Origin of the sequence: Alkalibaculum bacchi (assembly GCF_003317055.1) — a bacterium.
In the GTDB taxonomy this organism is placed as follows: domain Bacteria; phylum Bacillota; class Clostridia; order Eubacteriales; family Alkalibacteraceae; genus Alkalibaculum; species Alkalibaculum bacchi.
In genome coordinates this window covers 46735-66554 of the sequence record NZ_QNRX01000018.1, presented here as the reverse complement: position 1 = coordinate 66554, position 19820 = coordinate 46735, and the positions used below count along the sequence as shown (strand labels likewise).

The window sequence follows — 19820 nt, the reverse complement described above, 5'->3', positions numbered from 1 at the left end:
AAACAACCTAAAATGCTGTGCATAACACTTTATTTTTAGGTGAAAGTATTATGTTGCAATGGATTTATGCCATTTATGATGTGCGAAGTTTGAGTTATTTTTTAATATATTCTATAATTTCTTTGAGAGGGCTAAGTTATCCCTCCTTATATTCTCAAATATCTCTGGTGTTAAATATCATGTAAAATATGTATATTATACAATTTCTTCATTATTATATGCAGTATTTTCCATTTATTTCTCCTGAAAAATTGCTTTTTTATTATTTTAGTGATGATATCTTAAATTAATTTACATTAAAAAGCTTCTGTGACAATACAAATCACAGAAGCTTTTTATTACAATTATTCTATTCTCTAAAACATATTATTTGCGATAGCATATCCTTGATGAACTGCTTCCATTATTTTACCTGGATGATCTGCATCACCAATTACATAAACTTCTTCAAAGTAATCGTACAAATCATCGACTAAAGTATTATTAGATTTCATTCCAGCAGCCACTAATATATTATCAAATTCTACTGCAAACTCTTTGCCGTCTTTCTCAAGTATGGCTTGATTATCTTCTATACGTTTTACAGCAGTGTTTAGGTTTAAATCTATATCCGCTTTACCTAGAAAATCATTTAGACGCATTTCATTGTTTGCATTAATCTCGTCTTTTGCTACGATTTTATGAAGCATTTCAACTAATGTAATTTTGCTTCCTTTATGAGCTAAGTCTAAAGCTGTTTCACAGCCTACTAAACCAGCACCGATAACCAATACATTGCCTTCTGCTTGGAAATTGCCTAGTAGATATTCTGTTGCCGTTCCAACTTTTGGATTATCTCTTAAACCTTCTACAGGAGGAATCATAGCTGTAGCACCTGTTGCCACTACGATTTTATCTGGATTACATTTTTTAATTTCTTCAAAAGTAGCTTCTTTATTATATATTACATGAATCTTATCTGCATGTTTCTTTAATTGATTGTCTAAATACTGTACATAATTTTTAACAGATGCCTTCATATATGGAGCAGCTGCGGCATTACCTAGTCCGCCTGAACGAGCTTCTTTTTCCCAAACAGTAACAGAGTATCCTCTTTTTGCAGCAGTAACAGCTGTTTCCATACCACCGATACCAGCACCTATAATCAATATTTTGTCTTGTTTGTTTTCTTCTTTCGCTGGTTTAAGCACTGTAAAGTTTTCATATCCTACTGTAGGATTAACAGAGCATTGTACTAGTCTTCCTCTTAAAATTCCTAAGAGACAATCATTACATCCTATGCAGTATCTTATATCATCAAGTCGTCCTTTTCGAACTTTGTTTGGCCATTCTGGATCTGCAATAGATTGTTTTCCTAATGAGATATAATCTACCTTTCCACTTTCTATTGCTTCCATAGCAACTTGTGGATCATCTAATTTACCATCACAAGATACTGGAATATTAACCACTTCTTTTACTTGTCTTACAAGATCTACTTTTGTGCCAAAATCATCATATACTGTTGGAATAGGCTTATACCATACTTCAAAACAACCTACGTCTACATGTAATTGAGATACACCAGCTTCTTCTAGCATTTTCGCTATTTTTAAGCCTTCTTCTATGGTTCTGCCCCCTTCAATTAAATGTGTAAGGGTATATTTAAATAATATTGGGAAGTCATCTCCACATTTTTCTTTTACTTTTTTGATTATATTTAATGGAAAGCGCATTCTATTTTCTAAACTTCCGCCGTATTCGTCATCTCTTTTATTCCATAATTCACACATAAATTGATCGATTAAATAGCCGCCATACCCTTGTACCATAATAGCATCACAGCCAGCTGCCTTAGCCCACATTGCCGTATTTCCAAAGCTTTCTTCAATATCGTGAATTTGTTCAATGCTTAAAGGAATACATAATTGATCTGGAAAATATGTACCTGGTACTGCACTAGCTGCATAAGGTGGATTTCCCTTTTCAGAGAATGCCATTCTACCAATTCCAGCACTAATTTGAAGAGAAACTTTAGCTCCATAATTATGACAAGATTCTACTACTCGTTGAAGACGTTCTACCATAGGTTGACTATCTAATACATTACAAGGTTTTGGTTCATATTTTGTCGTACAAGTAGTTGCACCAAGATTGATAAGACCAAAGCCTCCTTTTGCTCTTGCTTCATAATATTCTCTAGATTGTTCAGAAAAACCACCATCAGGATCTGTACCAGTCCCCATTGGTGACATAAAAATCCTATTTCTCAATTTCATTTTTCCAATATTTGTTCTATCAAATATCTTTGCCATAATAAAACCTCCCCTATATTTTTGTTATTTATTTATCTTTGTAAACCTTTAAAAGGTTTCAAAGATATTAACGTGGTTAATATTTAGTCAATGATATTTTGATTTTATATTAATATAAACTATATATCATTGTTATATTTCAACTAAATATTAAAATGCAATGTTTTTAACTCGCGTTTATTGCACACGTGTTTAATTAATATTATACACGTGTATAGTTTTTTGTCAATAAATTTATTAAACAATTCACAAACTATATATTGCATTTTTCTTCCTTTTCATATTATGCTATAATGAAAAACATACAAATAAACTAGGATATACTTGCTTTCAAGCAAAATAAATAATGGAGTAAATTATGACCGAAAAAAAACCAATATCAACAAAAATGCAAATTATTGAAACCGCAATAGAGCTTTATAAAGAAAGAGGTTACGAAAACGTATCTGTAAAAGATATTTGTAATCGATGTAATTTGACAAGAGGTGCTTTTTACTATCACTTTAAATCAAAAGATGAAATCTTAGACAATTATTTTTTGTCTTCTGATAATTTAGCTATAAATGAAATACTTCCCCTTATTTCTGCAAAAAAATATATTGAACAGTTCTATTATTTTTTTGATATGTATCTTGAACGCACTTTTATTGCAGGTCATGATATATTTGGACAAATTATAAAAAGAAACATTGATAAAAGTGGAAAAATATTTAGCCCTAAAGATATAAATATGCGAAAAGTATATTCATCCTTAATTGAAAAAGCTCAAAATGCAGGTGAAATACTAAATAGGACTCCCCCAGACTTGTTAGTGGATACCATTGTCTATATAGCAGATGGTATTGCCTTAGTCTGGTGTAGTCAAAATGGAGACTTTGATTATGTTGAAGAGAATAAGAAGATTTTAGATGAATTGTTTAAAATAAATATTGCTTAAATCCTTACCACTATCTGGAGCTTCTCCAGAAGAAAGCACGTGCCTGTGATCAGGCTAAAGTCATATTTTATAGGGGACAATCTCTCAATAATCTATTGAAAACTTCCTTACTTGAAAGTTGCCTTCGGTATGCACGAAATATACCCACATTTACGATGAATTAATGCATATGAGAAAAATAAAATCTTCAGAACAACTGAAAAATCACCTCTAAATGCGTGAATTCTTTTATATATGGGTAAATATATCATTACTAACAATACTTAAGGAGGTTTATCATGTCCAATTATGATTTCAAGAAAGGCAATAAATGTTTTTACTTAGGAGAAAACGAAGAGAATCCTATAGCGGAAATTACCTATAAGCCAACTGAAAATGGCAGAGTTATCATTGATCACACCTACGTTTCTCCTCAATTGCGCGGAAAACAAATTGCAAAAGGTCTTGTCGATTGCGTGGCCAATTATTGTAGGGAAGAAAATTTAAAAGTTCTACCATTATGTTCATATGCTCAAAAATTGATGAAGAAAAACGAAGAGTATACAGATATACTAGATATAGATAATCAGCGTTAAATGAATCGTTACTGGCAGGCGAAAAGCCTGCCAGCAGTCATTTTATAAGATAATCTACACTGCTAATTTTTTTGTTCTAAATATTCCTTCTCCAAAGATCATCATTAATACGTACATAAATCTCTTTTGCCACTACCTTTAACCTTCTTAAGGTATTTAGATTACCAGTATTCTTGTCATTATTGGGATTAGAGATCTCTTTTCCATCAATATCAGTTTTAATTTGATTTAAAGATTGGAGTCCTAAATGTCTTACGTCTATAATTTTTGGATTTTCAAACTTGTCTTTGCATTGATTCACTGCAAATTTCGCATTATTTCCAAAGGTTATAATAATCTTATATTCTTTTAAATCTTCTGTTAATCTTTGAATGTTTTCTAAAGCAGTGATTTCTTTTTTAGTAGGTTCTGATCTCCCATCTTTGCTTTTATAATGAACTTTCATGGATGCATTTGTAATACGATAATCGTATCGATTCTCTGAATCAAATATGTGTTCACAAGAGAAATCTTGTCTTAAAATACATATTATCTTATTTAGATTTTTACCTGTAGTTCCACTTACTAATCTGTTATTCTTTTCCTCTGCTGCTCCTGGACAAGAAAACACAAATGCAACCTTATTGTTTTTGCCTTCGTTTCTTGATAAATATTCGATCATAAGCACTTACCCTTCTAAAAAGTTTGGCACAAGTTTTTGCTCTTTTACATTAACTAATCCTTTTGTCGTCAATCGAAGTTCTGGAATAACAGGTAGACTTATAAAAGCCAATGTCATAAAAGGATCAACCCCTTCTGCAATTCCTAATTCATAAGCCCTTTTCTTAATCTTATCCATATCTTCTGCAAGATCCTCAGCCTTTTTATCGCTCATAAGGCCAGCTATAGGTAAGGGGAGTTTATCAATGATAACTCCATTATTGGCAATAACGTATCCGCCTTCCATCTCTTGAACGGTGTTTGCTGCAAGGGCCATATCCTTCTCATTGGTTCCGATAATGATTAAATTATGAGAATCATGGGATACAGAAGAGGCAATGGCGCCACTTTTAAGACCGTAACCCGAAACATACCCTAGTCCTATACTCCCTGTCCCTTTGTGCCTCTCCACAACAGCTAATTTTAGAATGTCTTTATGAATATTAATTCCGTTATTTTCAGGTTCATATTCTTCTATTTGTTCAGTTGTCGTTATCTGATTATCCACTAGAGAAATCACTCTCATTTGATTCCTTTTGTCTCCTGAAGGTTCTTCAATATAAAAATCAGATTCCTCTAATTTACTTATGTGAAAAGAATGATAAATGGATTTATACTTATCATCTGTATTTTTTGGCTCAGATAAATATTCAATCATATTACCATTTTCAGCCACCAATTTACCCTTCTTATAAACCTTTTTTACGTAAAATTCTTTTAAATCCTCTAGGACAATAATATCCGCAATATAATGAGGGGCAATAGCACCACGATCTTTTAAGTTAAAGTATCTTGCAGTCTGATAGGTACTCATTGCAATAGCCTTAATCGGGTCTACTCCAAAAGAAACGGCTTTTCGAATAATAAAGTTAATATGACCTTCCTTTTTAAGGCTTCCTGGATGTCTATCATCTGTGGCAAGAATACATCTTTGGTAATAAGGTTCGGCAAATAATTCTATTAATGATTCTAAATTTTTTGCAGCAGTACCTTCTCGAATCATCACTGTCTGCCCTAATCGAATACGCTCTTTAGCCTCTTGTAAGGTCGTGCATTCGTGATCAGACAAAACACCAGCTGTAACATAGGCGCAAAGGTCCTTACCACTTAATGATGGTCCATGGCCATCGACAATTTTGCCTGAAGCATCTTCTAGCTTTTTTAAAATATCTCTACTCCCTGAAATGGTTCCTTCATAATCCATTAACTCTGCTAAACCGAGTACTCTAGAATTATCATAATATGGCTTTAATTTTTCTGCATCTAAAAAAGCACCACTTTCATCAAATGGTGAAGAGGGAATACAAGATGGGAGCAAGAAAAAAACATCTAAGGGAATATTGCCTGTTGCATCTAGCATAAAATCTATTCCATCTACGCCACACACATTTGCAATTTCATGTGGGTCTGTATAGATGGTGGTGGTCCCATGTGGAACTACAGCATTTGAAAATTCTTGAGGGTGCAACATGGAGCTCTCAATATGAATATGGCTATCCATAAATCCTGGGGCAATATAATAGCCTGTGCAGTCTACTTCTTCTATTCCCTCGTATATGCCAACTCCACAAATGATGCCTTCGCAAATAGCCACATCTACCTTTTCTACATTCATTGTAAAAACATTGATAATCCATCCATTTTTTAAAACCAGATCCGCTTTTTCAAGCCCTCTAGCTACTTTTATTCTACGTTCTGATGTACTCAATACGTCTACACTCCTTATTTATTACAATATTTAATTGTTTAATACGCCAAAGATGTTCTCCTCGCTAAAAGATATGACCTATCATAATTGCTTATTACATTTTCTATCTTATAAAAAGGATTTTAGTATATATTATAACAAGTTGATAAGATGGAGTCTAATACTCTTAAAACAAATTTAGACCCACTTTAAAATGAGCATATAAAAAGTCCTCCTTATAAGGAAGACCTTTTGCAAAGCACTTTACAAACTATAGAATTTGTTTCCATTCTTCTTCTTTAAAACCAACTAAAACAATATCATCACCTACAAGAATAGGCCTTTTAACCAACATTCCATCCGTTGCTAAAAGCTTTACTTGTTCTTCCCCTGTCATTTGTGGTAAGCGGTCTTTTAGGTTGAGGTCTCTATATATTTTTCCACTAGTGTTAAAAAACCTTTTGATTGGGTAACCGCTCTTAGGTATCCATTCTCTTAACTCATCTACTGTTGGATTCTCGTCTTTAATAGGTCTTTCTTCAAATTCGATATGATTTGCTTCTAGCCATTTTTTCGCTTTCGTACATGTACTACATTTTGAATAACATATAAATTGGAATTTCATTTATCTTCTCCTTTCAATATTAGATATGCATTTTATGAATAATTATGGCTTTTTATGTAGAAATCTCGTTATTGCCACAGAAATATTTTGCTTGTCTTAAATGTTAAGCTATCAGTATTTTGCATTCTTTTCGGGTCATTTAGCAACCAGAGGTAGCATTTGCATGCAATAATTTGAATATACACAAAGTATGGATTTACTATAAAGTAAAATAGTCTTTTAGGATAATTTTATCATAGAAGACCATTAAATGAATCTGTTTATAGATGTTTAATACAATTTTATTAGATGAACAAATGTCATTACAATCTAAAAACATTAAATAGACTGTGTTTTTTGAATAGGATGTTCCTCTGCAAATTTTCGCCCATAGGATTCTAGTTCGTCCATAACGATGGAATTATTCCATTCTCTATAGCACACTGCATTAGGAATAGAAGGGTAAAAGCGTCCTGCTGGGCAATAGGTATCGATTGCGCGTCTTACTTCTGCTCTGATTTCTTCTTCTGTTATATTCTCAATATCGATTTTGGGCGCATCTATACCCCCAACCATGGCTAATTTTCCTTCTGTAATTCGTTGAATTTCTACGATGTCATTTTGAGCGATTACACCCTGCCATATATCTACACCAATTTCCACCATATCTTCTACAATAGGTTGGCATATACAATCTGCATGGTGCATATAGATCATTCCACATTCGTGAATGACGTCAGCAATCTCCTTTTGAAGAGGTTTGATGATTTCTCGCCAAACAGAAGGTGGCAAAAATAAATTTTGTTTTGTACCCCAATCATCATGATAGAAAATAATATCTGGATGACATTCTTCGCCAATTTTTTTAATATAAGCTATTTTATGATCTGTAATCACTCTAAGCATAGCCTTCATTTCATCTGGATACTCAAGATAATTTATAAGGGCATTTTCCATTCCCATTAGGAAATGACTTCGCTCAAAGATCCCAACAGGGCAAAAGAAACAGACTAATTTTTTTTCTCTATCAATAGAAGCTGCTTGATCTCTTACTTTTGAATAATCAAACGCATCTATTGAAGGCACGCTAATCTGTTCTTCCCACTTTTCAATATCCTTAATTACAATATTTTCTGGAGTTAAATGAGGATGTGCCCCAGGAGCCCCTGGCAAAAACACTTTTACTGTTCCCCATGAGTCTATGTACTCTTTTCCGTCCTGAGGAATTAAAGCGTCTCTTTCCAAAAGAGGATCTATAATAAATTCGACTGCTGCCATTAAATCCCCATAAAAATCTGGTTGCTCCCCATTGTAAATTGCCATAGCATTTTCTCTTAAATTCATACTGACCTCCTACTATTATTATTTACTCATATAAAATACATTCCATTGCAAATAAATGTCTTTTAAAGATTTGAACCACTATTGTACTATATGTATGATTTATTAAATCCTTAGCTTTATAATTTAATTGTACATAATTTTGCCATATACGTCAATATAATTGTAATTCTTTTAATATTTTTAATCTTATTGAGATTAATAACAAATAGAATAGCAAAACTTTCTTAATACAAAAACGAGGATAGAAAAGAATTCTATCCTCGTAGTAAAATATACTTTAGTATCCTAATTCAATAATATTAGCGATTAACGCTTTACATCTGCCACAATCTTCACCAGTTCCAGCTTCTGTAACTTCTCCAACCTTATCAATTGTATCAGCGCCGTTTTTTACCGCATTGACTACAGCTTCTAAGGAAACTTCCTTACATCCACACACAGAAGATAATACACCTTCTAATTCTGTTTTGCATCCTTCACATTCGCCACAGACGCCTGCTTTTTCTTTTACATCTTCTACTGTTCTTGCGCCTTCGCACATTGCTTTTCTTATTGATGAATAATCAACATTGTTGGCTATACATATCGTTCTATTACCTGCCATTTTATACACTCCTTTACTTATTCTAATGTATTATTATAGGAAAAAATGATCATATAATCAAATATAATCTTTTCATCTTTATTCTACTCTTTGTTTGTAGTCGAAAACTCCTCAGACAAATGCTCTTTGTTTAAACTTGGGAAGGTGAGGTTTTCTCCTTCTTTTCTTACGATATTTTCTCGAATATATAGGAATGTTTTTTCTTCTCCATGGTCTTTGAGCATAGTGAGCAATTTTCTAAGCAACTCACTAGATTCCTCGTGGATTATTAGATGAGCTTTTGTTCTTTCAAAATATGCTAAAGGATCACTATCTTGGTATGTCTCTGTTTTGTAAATTTTATTTGCTGCCACCCGATCACAGAACATCTCTACAACGTATTTTGTGGGCATTTTTATTGGTGAATAAGAATGATCTCCTCTTGCATTATAATCTGTCCAATACTCAGGATGATGCTTGTTTCTTCCTTTATGATGGAGCCAAGCTGTGCTGTACCCTTTTTCTTCAATTTCCGCAGCATTAGGACTTCGATACCCTTGAAAATACTTCGCCCCTATGGAAAACTCAGTCCAGGAATATTTTGATAAATCATGAAGAAATCCTTGCTTATACAGTCCAACGCGAAAGCAGTGTTTCATGACGAGCCATTTATGTCGAGTGATTGTACGAAAATGCTGTAACCATTTCATTTAATTTATCTCCATTTTTTAATATAAGTATACTATATACTATGATTGATTTTCCTCTTTTATAGCTTCTTTTATTTCTAGTAAAACGTTCCTTCCAACAATCAATGCTACTACAAAGGAGAGCAAATCTGAAACAGGCTGACTAATTTGTACCCCTACTAGACCAAAGATTCTTGGTAAAATCAATATAGATGGTATAAAAAACAATCCTTGTCTTGATATAGACACAAGGGTTGCCTCTTTGGCCTTGCCGATTGTTTGCACTAGCATATTCGTCATGATAATCCACGCTGATAGTGGCAAAGTTAAACACTGTAACCTAAGAGCTAATGAACCAATAGAAATAACCTCTAAATCCTCTTTTCGAAATACAGTGATAATAGAAGGTGATGTGATCAATCCTATAAGTCCTAGTAAACTCAGTACAGTTATGGACAGCTTTACTGTAAACCAAAAGGCCTTTAATACTCTGTCATAGTGTTTAGCGCCATAGTTAAACCCGCACACAGGTTGAAACCCTTGCCCAAGACCGAGCATAACAGAAATTGCAAAATGGATAACTCGACCCACAATGGTCATAGCAGCTATGGCTGCGTCCCCATAAAAGCCTGCACTAAAGTTTAGGAAAATCATAGCCACACTACCTAAGGCCTGCCTGTAAAAGGATGGCAAGCCCCCACGAAGGATTTCCTTATACATTACCCACTTTGGTGTAAAATCAGAGAATTTGATTTTAATATTTCCACCAATACTTGAATTGTATACGAGGATACAAAAACTGATAAACTGACTTATTACAGTAGCTAATGCTGCACCACCTGTGCCCATGTTAAACTTAAAAATTAATATAGGGTCTAGTATTACATTTATAATACCACCTGTTGTAATGCCAATCATGGAATAAAAAGCGCTTCCTTGAAAACGAAGAGTTCCATTTAGTACAAAAGAAGTAATCATAAAAGGCATTCCTAATAAAATGTACTGTATATAATCTTTCGCGTAGGGAGCGATGGTCTCTGTAGCACCAAGCATGTAAACTAAGGGATCTAATAGTAAAATGCCTATTATAGCTAGGATCACTCCTACAATTAATGCAGTAAAAAATCCTGTTGCCAGTACTTTTGAGGAATACTCACGGTCCTTTTGACCTAATAATCTAGATATGTAATTTCCTGAGCCCATACCTAAAGTAAAACCAATTGCCTGAATGATCATCATCAAAGGAAAAGCCACTCCAACTGCGCCTGAGGCACTTGTGCTAATCTGACTGACAAAGAATGTATCTGCCATATTGTATATAGATGATGTTAACATGCTGATTATAGTAGGAATGGCCAGAGATAAAACTAATTTATTAATAGGTGCTTCCGTCATCTTCTTGAATTTTTCATCTGCTGTCATTACATTTTTCAATTTACTACCACTTTCTAACGATATTTTCACTTTTCTATTCTATCATACTTTAGTAAATAACTACAAATCAGTAAGACTGTTCAAAATCAAGCTGTAGTGAGGATCTAGTAAGCTCCTACCGTTAAATTTAAGTAAACTTTCCTAAACAAGAGCTATTATGGTACTAATTATAGTATAATAAAGTAATTATTCAAATCATTACAAAGGGGGAGTTTTATGCTTCGTTCAAAAGGCAATCTACTTATGGGATCCTTTATTATTCTATTAGGTATTGTTTTATTATTAAATAGTATTGGATTAGTAGATATTAATTTAGAAGACTTATTTTCTACCTATTGGCCTATAATTTTCATATTTATTGGAGCACGTTTTTTATTAAATAGGGGAAGTACAGGAGAGATATTGTCTGGTATCGTATTTATTGCATTTGGCATTATTTTGATTGGCAATAATATGGATCTATTCCATATTAATATGGATTCATTTTGGAGCTTACTATGGCCAGTAATATTAATACTAGTAGGTATTAATTTAGTTTTTGGAAAAAAAGGAAATGGCAAATCTAATTTTGCAATACTAGGATCTGTCGAGAAAAAATCAGAGAAATGGGTTCTAAAAGATAGTTCATTTGTCGCCTTTTGGGGTGGTATCGAGCTTGATTTAACTTTAGCAGAAATCCCCCAAGAAGAGACTATTGTGGATTTAACTGCAATAATGGGTGGAGTTGAAATCATTGTTCCAGAAGATATTAATATAGAATGTGAAGGCACAGCTATTTTAGGAGGGGTTGAGCTGATTAATAAATCAACAGGTGGAATTATTGCAAATACTTCCTATTTGCAGAAAAGCCCAATCCCTTCAAATAAAACAGTAAAATTCTACTCCCGTGCTATATTAGGCGGTATTGAAATACGTCATAAGAAAGTGCCTGTAGCGCATTAGTCGCTAGCAATTAGTTGGTCTTTAGTCCCGTATTCTTTTTGGGTCAAGATCCTTCGCTTACGCTCAGGATGACTTAAGCAAGAGCGAAAGTCAAAAGGAGGTTTCCTATTTCATAAGAAAGTGCCTGTGGACTTTAGCTATCAGCGAACAGCCACCATTGATAGGGTCAAGTCTCACAGGTCAAGGGATCGCTACAAATTAACTATGAAGAGCAAAGCCTATTTTTTGCAGACTTTGCTCTTATTATGCTTTATTCTAGTGAAAATTCTTCAATCATTTTCTGTGTGACCTCTTTATAATAACAAATTTCCGCATATAACATTGCACTTTTTCTAGGAGTGCGCTTTTGGGTTTGAAAATTGCAGTGATATAAGCCAAATCTGCCAGTTTCTCCATCTATCCACTCAAAATTATCCATTAAAGACCAATGATAATATCTCTGTATATCAACTCCCTCATCAATTGCTCTTTTTATCTGGAATAGATGATTTCCTATATATTTAGGTCTTCGATTGTCATAACGATCACTTATGCCGTTTTCTGTAATATAGATCGGCAACTCATATTTCTTATAATATTTTTTACAAACTCTGTAGATTCCTTCCGGGTATATATCCCATCCTTGGTCATTTTTTGACAAATCTTTATCATTTAATAAATGATAAAAATAAAAAGATGGACATAATATGAATTCAACAATATTTCTCGTATAAAAATTTACTCCTATGAAGTCTGTTGTTCTTCTTTTATTTATATATCCCTTCTCTGATAATGGAAATTTCAAATGACCAGTAGTCATACCTACTATTGATAAGGTGTGAAATATATAATCTAAACATTGAGCTGTTTTCTTTCCCAAAAAGCTTAGACCATCAAATATTCTTATATGCAAAGCATAGCCAACTATGGTCTTCCCTTGGTATCCTTCTCTTTCTCTTGTTTCATGTATTAAATCGTATACTTTGATATGGGCTTTGATTAAATTTCGCATTACCTTAAAACATTTAAATATATTTCGTTGTCCAGGTGGAAAAATCCCTATAGCATAGCCTAGAGTTGAATAAACATTAGGCTCGTTAATCGTCACCCATTGACATACTAAGTCCCCAATATTTTTAACTACGTATTCAACATATTCCGTAAAAAACTCTATATTTTCTGCTTCCATCCAACCACCCATATCCTTAAACCACAAAGGATCTGAGAAATGGTGTAGAGTAATGAGGGGCTCAATATTATTTTTTAACAGTAATTTGATTTCTTTCCTATAATGGTCGATTGCATCTTTTGAAAACTGACCAGGCTCAGGTTCTATTCTGCTCCATTCTAAACTCATTCTATGAGATTGAACATGTAATTCTATTAGTAAACCGATGTCTTTTTCCACTCTATTCCAATGATCACAGGCTGTAAATGGGCTACTTAAATCCCTGATTTTCCCCTCTTTACTCCATTCATACCAAGTGTTATTTTTATCTCCTCCTTCAATTTGAGTACTAGATGTTGCTGTACCAAATATGAAGTCATTGCCTAATTTGAAAGCTTTCATAAATTCCTCCTCGTATCAAACAACAGATGGTTAAACAATTACTAAACGATCCTTTACTCTTTGTCGACTATTGTTAGATATTGACTATTAATTGTTTTTAGCATTTTTTTAACAAGCCAATCTATAAAAGCATTTACCTTTTTTGTGTTTGGTGGAAAATTCTGTCTTTACTTTGACTTTTTGCTTTTATAATCGGCTATTATTAATTTATTCTACTTGAATAAAAGAGTGCTATTAGCAAATAAAGCAAATGATATTGATTGTTATATAATTACCATAGCTTGTACTAATCTCTCAATTTGGTATAATTAGAGTATGAATTTTATATATTGGTTTATGGATACGACTAAATGGCTTTACATGAGGGATTTGTTATATACTATATTATTGTCATAACCAAATAATAATTCAACGATACCATCTTTAGGGGGTAATATAATCATGAAAGATTTTTTAAGACGAAGAGGTGTTAAAAAGTACAAGGATCAAGCCATCGAACAAGAAGTATTAGATAGCATCCTTGAAAACGCTTTAGTCGCTCCTACTTCTACTAGCAGAAAATTATGCGAATTTATTGTAATAACAGATAGGGAAATCTTAAAACAGCTATCTGCATGTAGAGATCAGCGTTCTCAATTTTTAGCAGATGCACCTGCTGCTATTGTAGTCCTTTCAGAAACAGAAGTATCAGATGTGTGGATTGAAGATTTAACCATCGCAGCTTATACTATTCAATTAGCGGCTTATGATGAAGGCCTTGGAACTTGCTGGACTCAAATTCGAAATCGTAAGAGGAGTAATCACGAATCTGCAGAAGATTATATCAAAACGATCCTTAATATACCTGATAATTATGAAGTTGAGTGTATTGTCGCTTTAGGGTATAGTGATGAAGAAAAAGAACCTTATATCAGAAAAGAAACAGATTGTGAACGAATACATATCAATATGTACCATGATACATCAGAAATGGCATAATTTCTAATATCTAATATAACCTTCTAGGATACCAATGATAACCATTACACTTGATTTGTAGCACTTGAACAGAGCTTGATTAAAAACAATAACTTATTAAAAAAGAAGAGGTTAAGCCTCTTCTTTTTTGGTTGGACGGGTTATGCCCTTTGGACAATTAAAAAATTTAGAATTTAGAATTATTTAAGCCTCTTTAAAGAAGTATAGTGAAATGACTCGTTTTACTATACTAATTCTTATTTTCTACAAAATCACCGACAGTGACTAAAAATTCTACTTAGAACTTAGAATCTACAATATACAGCTCTTAGAAGGCGGTTTCCCCGCTTCTATTAGAGTCTTATTTTTGACCATAAAGATCGTTTGGAAACTTAGTAAAGCACCTGTAACAATTAAGAGCCACCCTATGTCTATAATATCCGCAATGGGGCCGAATAAAAGCATGCCCATAGGCATTACTGAACTAGATATCATTGATAATACTCCAAAAATTCTCCCTAAATAATCAGGTTCTACCTTTTCCTGCAATAATACTATAGCCGGGGTATTAAAGATTGGCATGACTACACCTATTAGCATAGTAAATAAAAGGTACAATACAAAATTAGGTGCTACACCTATTAATAATGTAAAAAATCCTGAAATGAAGCAAGAAAAAACCATAGAGTGTACCCTATTTTTAAACCCACCCCAGGTGGTCATAAGTATTCCCCCAAGAATCATACCTAGAGAAAAGGCAATTTCAATAGCAGTTAGTCTCCATACATCCTGCCCAAATCGACGAGTTACTTGTAATGGTGTCAAAAAAGCCACTGGCGTCACTAAAAATAAATATATGGCATCGTAAGTAAAGAAACTTTTTACATATTTATTATTTTGAATATAAGTAAATCCCTTACTCAAATCTTTAAAATAATCTATCTTTGCACCTTTATCCATCTTTTTGTGAGGAGGGACTTTTAAGCACCAAATCAAAATCCCTATGGCTGTGATGGCTGTGATGATGTCTATTAAGAATATGACCTCTATAGTTGCTAATGTCAACAAAGCTCCGCTTATCATCGGTGAAAGAAGAAAAATTATGGACTGTATGCTTCCATTTATGCCATTAACTCTCATAAGGTGTTCTTCAGGTACTAGCTGTGGAATAAAGGCGTTAACCGCTGGTGTTTGTATTGCTGTCCCTAGCGCCCGTATCCCCGATACCATAAATAATAATCCTAAAGATTCCTTTCCTGAATAAAAGAACAAGGCCATAATAAAAGTAACTCCTGCAATTAATCCATCAGAGATCGCTATTAATTTCTTTCTGTCATATTGATCTGCCCATACTCCTGCAAATGGCGATAAGAAGAATGTAGGCAGAAATCCGCAGATAATCGATATAGTCATCATAACCCCTGACTGAGTATTCAGAGTGATATACCACATAATTGCGTATTGGACTAGAGATGAACCAAAAAGAGAAATAGACTGACTTATTACAAATAAAATAATATTTCTTTTCCAGTTCGTATTCACGTATCTTCCCCCTTATTTTTGCTATGTTTAGCAATTACGTCTATGAATTTTTTAAACATCTTTTCATTATACAATAAATGACTCATTATTTATACAAAATCAAATATTAAGTATATTTCAATATATCTGCCACCATTTACCACTTGAATTACATCATAATTGTAACTATAATGTATACAAGATGTAACAAACAAAAGGAGGAAGTACAAATGAATAAACTTAGAAAAGCTGTTACAATAGGACTGGTATTAGCTACAATGATTCCAAGTAGCGTAGGAGCAGCTACAGTCACAAAGTGCCCAGATAATAATGTCAATAATAGATATTCTTTCAATAATATATTAAAAAGAGAGGATGTTCAAAAGTACATAGCGTCTATAATAAATGCAAAAAATGGTTCAAAACAAGATACTGCTCCAAAACAGGATACTGTTGAAGGTCAAAAAGAAGCACCAACTACAAATACAAAGAATACAGAAGACAAGAAAGATGTAACTCCAGCAACGCCAAGTAAAACAGAAGAGAAAAAGGATACAAGTCCTACAGCACCAAGTAAAACAGAAGACAAAAAAGATACCACAGAGCAAAATCAAGCACCTAAACAAAATAGTTCACTAAATGCATTTGAACAGGAAGTAATCCATCTTACAAATCAAGAAAGACAAAAAAATGGTTTAGCACCATTTAAAGCGAATATTGAATTATCAAGTGTAGCTAGAGCGAAATCTCAAGACATGATTGACAAAAACTACTTTGACCATCAGTCACCTACATATGGTTCACCATTTGACATGATGAAAAGCTTTGGAATCAGCTATAGAACAGCTGGTGAAAACATAGCAAAAGGTCAAAAAACAGCGCAACAAGTAGTAAATGGTTGGATGAATTCTGAAGGGCATAGAAAAAACATCTTAAACCCTAATTTTACCGAAATAGGTGTTGGTTACGCTGTAAGCCCTAGTGGAACAGCTCACTGGACACAAATGTTTATAGGATAATAATATTCACTAGCTTTAGGGGCTTTCTTTGGGATCAATTTGCAACACTAAGTAAATAATGATTGCTTGAATAGAAAATAGAATTTTCTAAGTATAGTATAGTATAGTATAAAAGGCCTCCTAAATTCAGGAGGCTTTTTATAGCTAAAGTATATGATTTTTTTATCTTAACTTACAATCTTATAATATGTTCTTGCTGTTAGGAAATAAACAGCTATATAAAATACTACAAAAACAAGTATCGTTATAGCTATACAAATAGCAAATAAAGATATATTGGTTAAATTAAAGATAGAGAGCAATTCAGTAATAACATTAAAAGCAAAAGCAATATGAATGATTGCTGTAACTAATGGTAAGAAAAAAACAGTTATTACCTGGGAATGAATGGATTGTTTTATTTCCTTGTGGCTTAAACCTACCTTTTTCATAATTTCATATCTTTCCTTATCATCAAAACCTTCGGCCACCTGCTTATAGTATATTATTAGAACTGTAGCCATAATAAACAACAAACCTATAAATAAACCCAAGAAAAACAGTCCACCATATACTGTGTAAAAACTAGATCTGTTGATTTCTGCACCTTCTACACTTATATCTATTTCTAAATCACTTAGGGCATTTTGTATCGAAGTAGTAAGCTCTATTTCGTCCTCGCTCTCCCCAATTACATCAAAGCCATAGTAATAGGATAGCTCAGGCATATTGGTATTTCCTTCTAAAGAGCTATAAATCTGCTTAATAGTATCTAAGCTATCTATTACTAATAAATAACTATTGGATAAGGTCGCAGCCGTTTCACCCTCATATGCAAAGGCGCTTATTCTTTCTTTTATATTGAGCTCATAATTATTTAAGGTTATTTTATCACTTGGTACCTCTCCATGTATTGTATATAATAAAGCTTCTCCTTCTTTTAACGTTACGTTTTTATTTTCTGATTCATTATAATCCTTTAGGGTAGTAAATCCCAATAGGGCTAAATCATTATAGGAGAAGTTATTCTCATCCATCTTCGTAAAGGACGAGCCATTTTGTGATGTTATAAAGCTCATAGGTCTATATCTTATATTATTTTCGACGGAGTGATTTCCTTTTTCTATTTGATTTTGAATAATATGATTCATTCTAAAAGCTGTTTCATCAGAAATATCTGATGCGCTGACTATTATATTTCTAGGATATCTCGTGCGGAGCAAATCTTCCATTCCCACATATAGAGATACTGTAGTAGATAGTGTAATGATCACTGCAGTAGATAAAATGCAAATATTAGCAAGACCTGCTGCATTTTGCTTCATGCGATAAATCATACCTGATATAGATATAAAATGATTTGTTTGATAATAGTATTTCTTATTTTTACGCAGAGCTTTTAGTATGGCTATACTTCCCGCATTAAATAAACAATGAGTTCCAAACATCACAAATAAAACTGCTATAAAAAACACATTTAATGCTGCTACTGCATTATCTGTAGACAAAGCTAGATAATACCCAATACTTAAGCTTATACCTCCAGCTAAGGCTAATAACCATTTTGTTTTTGGCTCCTTTTCACCTACATCTGAACCTTTTAATAGCTCAATTGGTTTTGAACGGTGTACTTGGATTATATTAAATACAAGGTTTAATATAAAGATGCTTCCGAATACCAAAAGTGTTGCTATTACAGCAGTTATGGGAACTTCAAATCCAAATACTACATTATAGTTCAATATTTTAAAAAGCAATAAGATTATTAGCTTACTTAAAAGAATACCACTTAAAATGCCGATTATAAAGCTTACTATAGCTATAAAAAGGGTTTCAAAGATCATAATTTTAGCAATATGTCTTTTTTCCATTCCCAATATATTAAATAGCCCAAATTCTTTTTTTCTCTGCTTAATTAAAAAACTATTGGTATAGATAAGAAATATTACAGAAAATATACCAATAATTATGGCTCCAAGGAACAACATTTGTCTTAAGGATTGACTATCACTCATGTGCCCAATATCTTTTACAACTGCTAAATAACACATATTGTAAAACATAATAATCGTCCCAATACAGGTCAACAAGTAAGGTATATATCCTCTTGAGTTCTTTTTTATATTATTTAGTGCAAGTTTAGCATAAAATCCCTTACTCATCTCTTGCACCACCTGTAGCAATTAATGTAAGTGTATCTGAGATTTTTTGATACATTTCTTCATTCGTACTAGAGGCTTTATATATTTGATGAAACACTTCTCCATCTCTTATAAATAGCACCCTCTTTGCATGACTTGCAGCCTTTGTACTGTGTGTAACCATTAGAATGGTCTGACCGTCGTTGTTAATTTTAGTAAAGATCTTTAGTAGTTTTTCTGAAGCGCGAGAGTCAAGAGCACCCGTTGGTTCATCGGCAAGTATAATATGAGGCTCTGTAATCAAAGCACGAGCAATAGCTGTTCTTTGCTTTTGACCTCCTGATACTTCATAAGGAAATTTTTTTAATATTTCATCAATTTCAAGCTGTTTGGCGATAGATTTTAGTTTATTGCTCATTTCCTCATAGCTTTTTCCTGCGAGTACAAGGGGCAAAAAGATATTATCTTCAATGGAAAAAGTGTCTAGTAAATTAAAGTCTTGAAATACAAATCCTAAATTATCTCGTCTAAAAGCTGATATTTCTTTTTCCTTTATTGATAAAAGGCTCTTGCCATTTAACAAAACATCTCCATTAGTTGGTTTATCTAATGCAGCTAAAATATTTAATAAAGTCGTCTTTCCGGAACCAGATTCTCCCATTATAGCTATATACTCTCCCTGTTCTACAGAAAAATTTACATTTGTAAGTGCCTGAACAGGAGCTCCTCCAAATCTGGTTGTATATATTTTTTTTAAATTACTTACCTCTAAAAGTGGCATATTGATATCCTCCTTATTTCATCTTCCTGTTCATTATAAAGAAAGAGAAAACGTACTGCCATTTCTTTGGCTTACATTTTCTCTT

17 protein-coding genes are annotated in these 19820 nt (G+C 33.0%); 5 read left to right on the top strand and 12 right to left on the bottom strand.

The annotated features are described in order from the left end of the window. Positions 1 to 356 precede the first annotated feature (356 nt). Complete coding sequence (locus DES36_RS12240; protein ID WP_113921496.1) at positions 357 to 2294, bottom strand: NAD(P)/FAD-dependent oxidoreductase; 1938 nt, start codon at positions 2292 to 2294, stop codon at positions 357 to 359. A 358-nt stretch (positions 2295 to 2652) separates the two neighbouring features. On the opposite strand from DES36_RS12240, the gene DES36_RS12235 reads away from it, so the two are divergent. Both DES36_RS12235 and DES36_RS12230 read left to right on the top strand, forming a co-directional pair. Next, positions 2653 to 3231: a TetR/AcrR family transcriptional regulator gene (locus tag DES36_RS12235; protein ID WP_113921495.1), complete on the top strand. Its 579-nt coding sequence runs from the start codon at positions 2653 to 2655 to the stop codon at positions 3229 to 3231. Between the two features lie 278 nt (positions 3232 to 3509). Next, positions 3510 to 3806: a GNAT family N-acetyltransferase gene (locus DES36_RS12230; RefSeq protein ID WP_113921494.1), complete on the top strand. Its 297-nt coding sequence runs from the start codon at positions 3510 to 3512 to the stop codon at positions 3804 to 3806. 76 nt (positions 3807 to 3882) lie between these two features. Here the strand turns inward: DES36_RS12230 and DES36_RS12225 are convergent, their stop codons facing one another. The 7 genes from DES36_RS12225 to DES36_RS12195 form a co-directional block, all read right to left on the bottom strand. Continuing rightward, positions 3883 to 4467 carry a uracil-DNA glycosylase family protein gene (locus DES36_RS12225; RefSeq protein WP_146953644.1) on the bottom strand — a complete coding sequence of 195 codons (585 nt, stop codon included), beginning with the start codon at positions 4465 to 4467 and terminating at the stop codon, positions 3883 to 3885. 6 nt (positions 4468 to 4473) lie between these two features. Next, complete coding sequence (gene ade / locus DES36_RS12220; RefSeq protein ID WP_113921492.1) at positions 4474 to 6213, bottom strand: adenine deaminase; 1740 nt, start codon at positions 6211 to 6213, stop codon at positions 4474 to 4476. Positions 6214 to 6463: 250 nt separating this feature from the next. Then, entirely contained in the window at positions 6464 to 6817 is a 354-nt protein-coding gene (locus DES36_RS12215; RefSeq protein ID WP_113921491.1) for an arsenate reductase family protein, read from the bottom strand. 318 nt (positions 6818 to 7135) lie between these two features. Next, positions 7136 to 8140, bottom strand: a complete 1005-nt coding sequence (locus DES36_RS12210) for a uroporphyrinogen decarboxylase family protein (RefSeq protein ID WP_113921490.1) — start codon at positions 8138 to 8140, stop codon at positions 7136 to 7138. Between the two features lie 277 nt (positions 8141 to 8417). Further along, positions 8418 to 8744, bottom strand: coding sequence for a (2Fe-2S)-binding protein (locus tag DES36_RS12205; protein ID WP_113921489.1), 327 nt, complete (start codon positions 8742 to 8744; stop codon positions 8418 to 8420). Positions 8745 to 8827: 83 nt separating this feature from the next. Next, complete coding sequence (locus tag DES36_RS12200) at positions 8828 to 9433, bottom strand: DUF5662 family protein (protein ID WP_242981767.1); 606 nt, start codon at positions 9431 to 9433, stop codon at positions 8828 to 8830. 39 nt (positions 9434 to 9472) lie between these two features. Then, complete coding sequence (locus tag DES36_RS12195) at positions 9473 to 10846, bottom strand: MATE family efflux transporter (RefSeq protein WP_242981766.1); 1374 nt, start codon at positions 10844 to 10846, stop codon at positions 9473 to 9475. Between the two features lie 216 nt (positions 10847 to 11062). Between DES36_RS12195 and liaF the strand changes: the two genes are divergently transcribed. Then, positions 11063 to 11788, top strand: coding sequence for a cell wall-active antibiotics response protein LiaF (gene liaF / locus DES36_RS12190; protein ID WP_113921488.1), 726 nt, complete (start codon positions 11063 to 11065; stop codon positions 11786 to 11788). A 250-nt stretch (positions 11789 to 12038) separates the two neighbouring features. Here the strand turns inward: liaF and DES36_RS12185 are convergent, their stop codons facing one another. Beyond that, positions 12039 to 13337 (bottom strand): glycoside hydrolase family 1 protein, encoded by a 1299-nt coding sequence (locus DES36_RS12185; protein WP_113921487.1) that lies wholly within the window; start codon positions 13335 to 13337, stop codon positions 12039 to 12041. A 441-nt stretch (positions 13338 to 13778) separates the two neighbouring features. Between DES36_RS12185 and DES36_RS12180 the strand changes: the two genes are divergently transcribed. After that, positions 13779 to 14315, top strand: coding sequence for a nitroreductase family protein (locus tag DES36_RS12180; RefSeq protein ID WP_242981765.1), 537 nt, complete (start codon positions 13779 to 13781; stop codon positions 14313 to 14315). Positions 14316 to 14606: 291 nt separating this feature from the next. Here DES36_RS12180 and DES36_RS12175 read toward each other — a convergent pair whose 3' ends face one another. Beyond that, the gene (locus tag DES36_RS12175) at positions 14607 to 15836 is read right to left on the bottom strand and encodes an MFS transporter (protein ID WP_113921485.1); all 1230 of its coding nucleotides are present in this window, start codon (positions 15834 to 15836) and stop codon (positions 14607 to 14609) included. A gap of 209 nt (positions 15837 to 16045) precedes the next feature. On the opposite strand from DES36_RS12175, the gene DES36_RS15380 reads away from it, so the two are divergent. Then, positions 16046 to 16834 (top strand): CAP domain-containing protein, encoded by a 789-nt coding sequence (locus DES36_RS15380; protein ID WP_113921484.1) that lies wholly within the window; start codon positions 16046 to 16048, stop codon positions 16832 to 16834. 167 nt (positions 16835 to 17001) lie between these two features. On the opposite strand, the gene DES36_RS12165 is transcribed toward DES36_RS15380, so the two are convergent. Both DES36_RS12165 and DES36_RS12160 read right to left on the bottom strand, forming a co-directional pair. Continuing rightward, entirely contained in the window at positions 17002 to 18975 is a 1974-nt protein-coding gene (locus DES36_RS12165) for an ABC transporter permease (protein ID WP_113921483.1), read from the bottom strand. Next, the gene (locus DES36_RS12160) at positions 18968 to 19735 is read right to left on the bottom strand and encodes an ABC transporter ATP-binding protein (RefSeq protein WP_113921482.1); all 768 of its coding nucleotides are present in this window, start codon (positions 19733 to 19735) and stop codon (positions 18968 to 18970) included. Before DES36_RS12160 ends, DES36_RS12165 begins: the two co-directional genes overlap by 8 nt. Positions 19736 to 19820 lie beyond the last annotated feature (85 nt).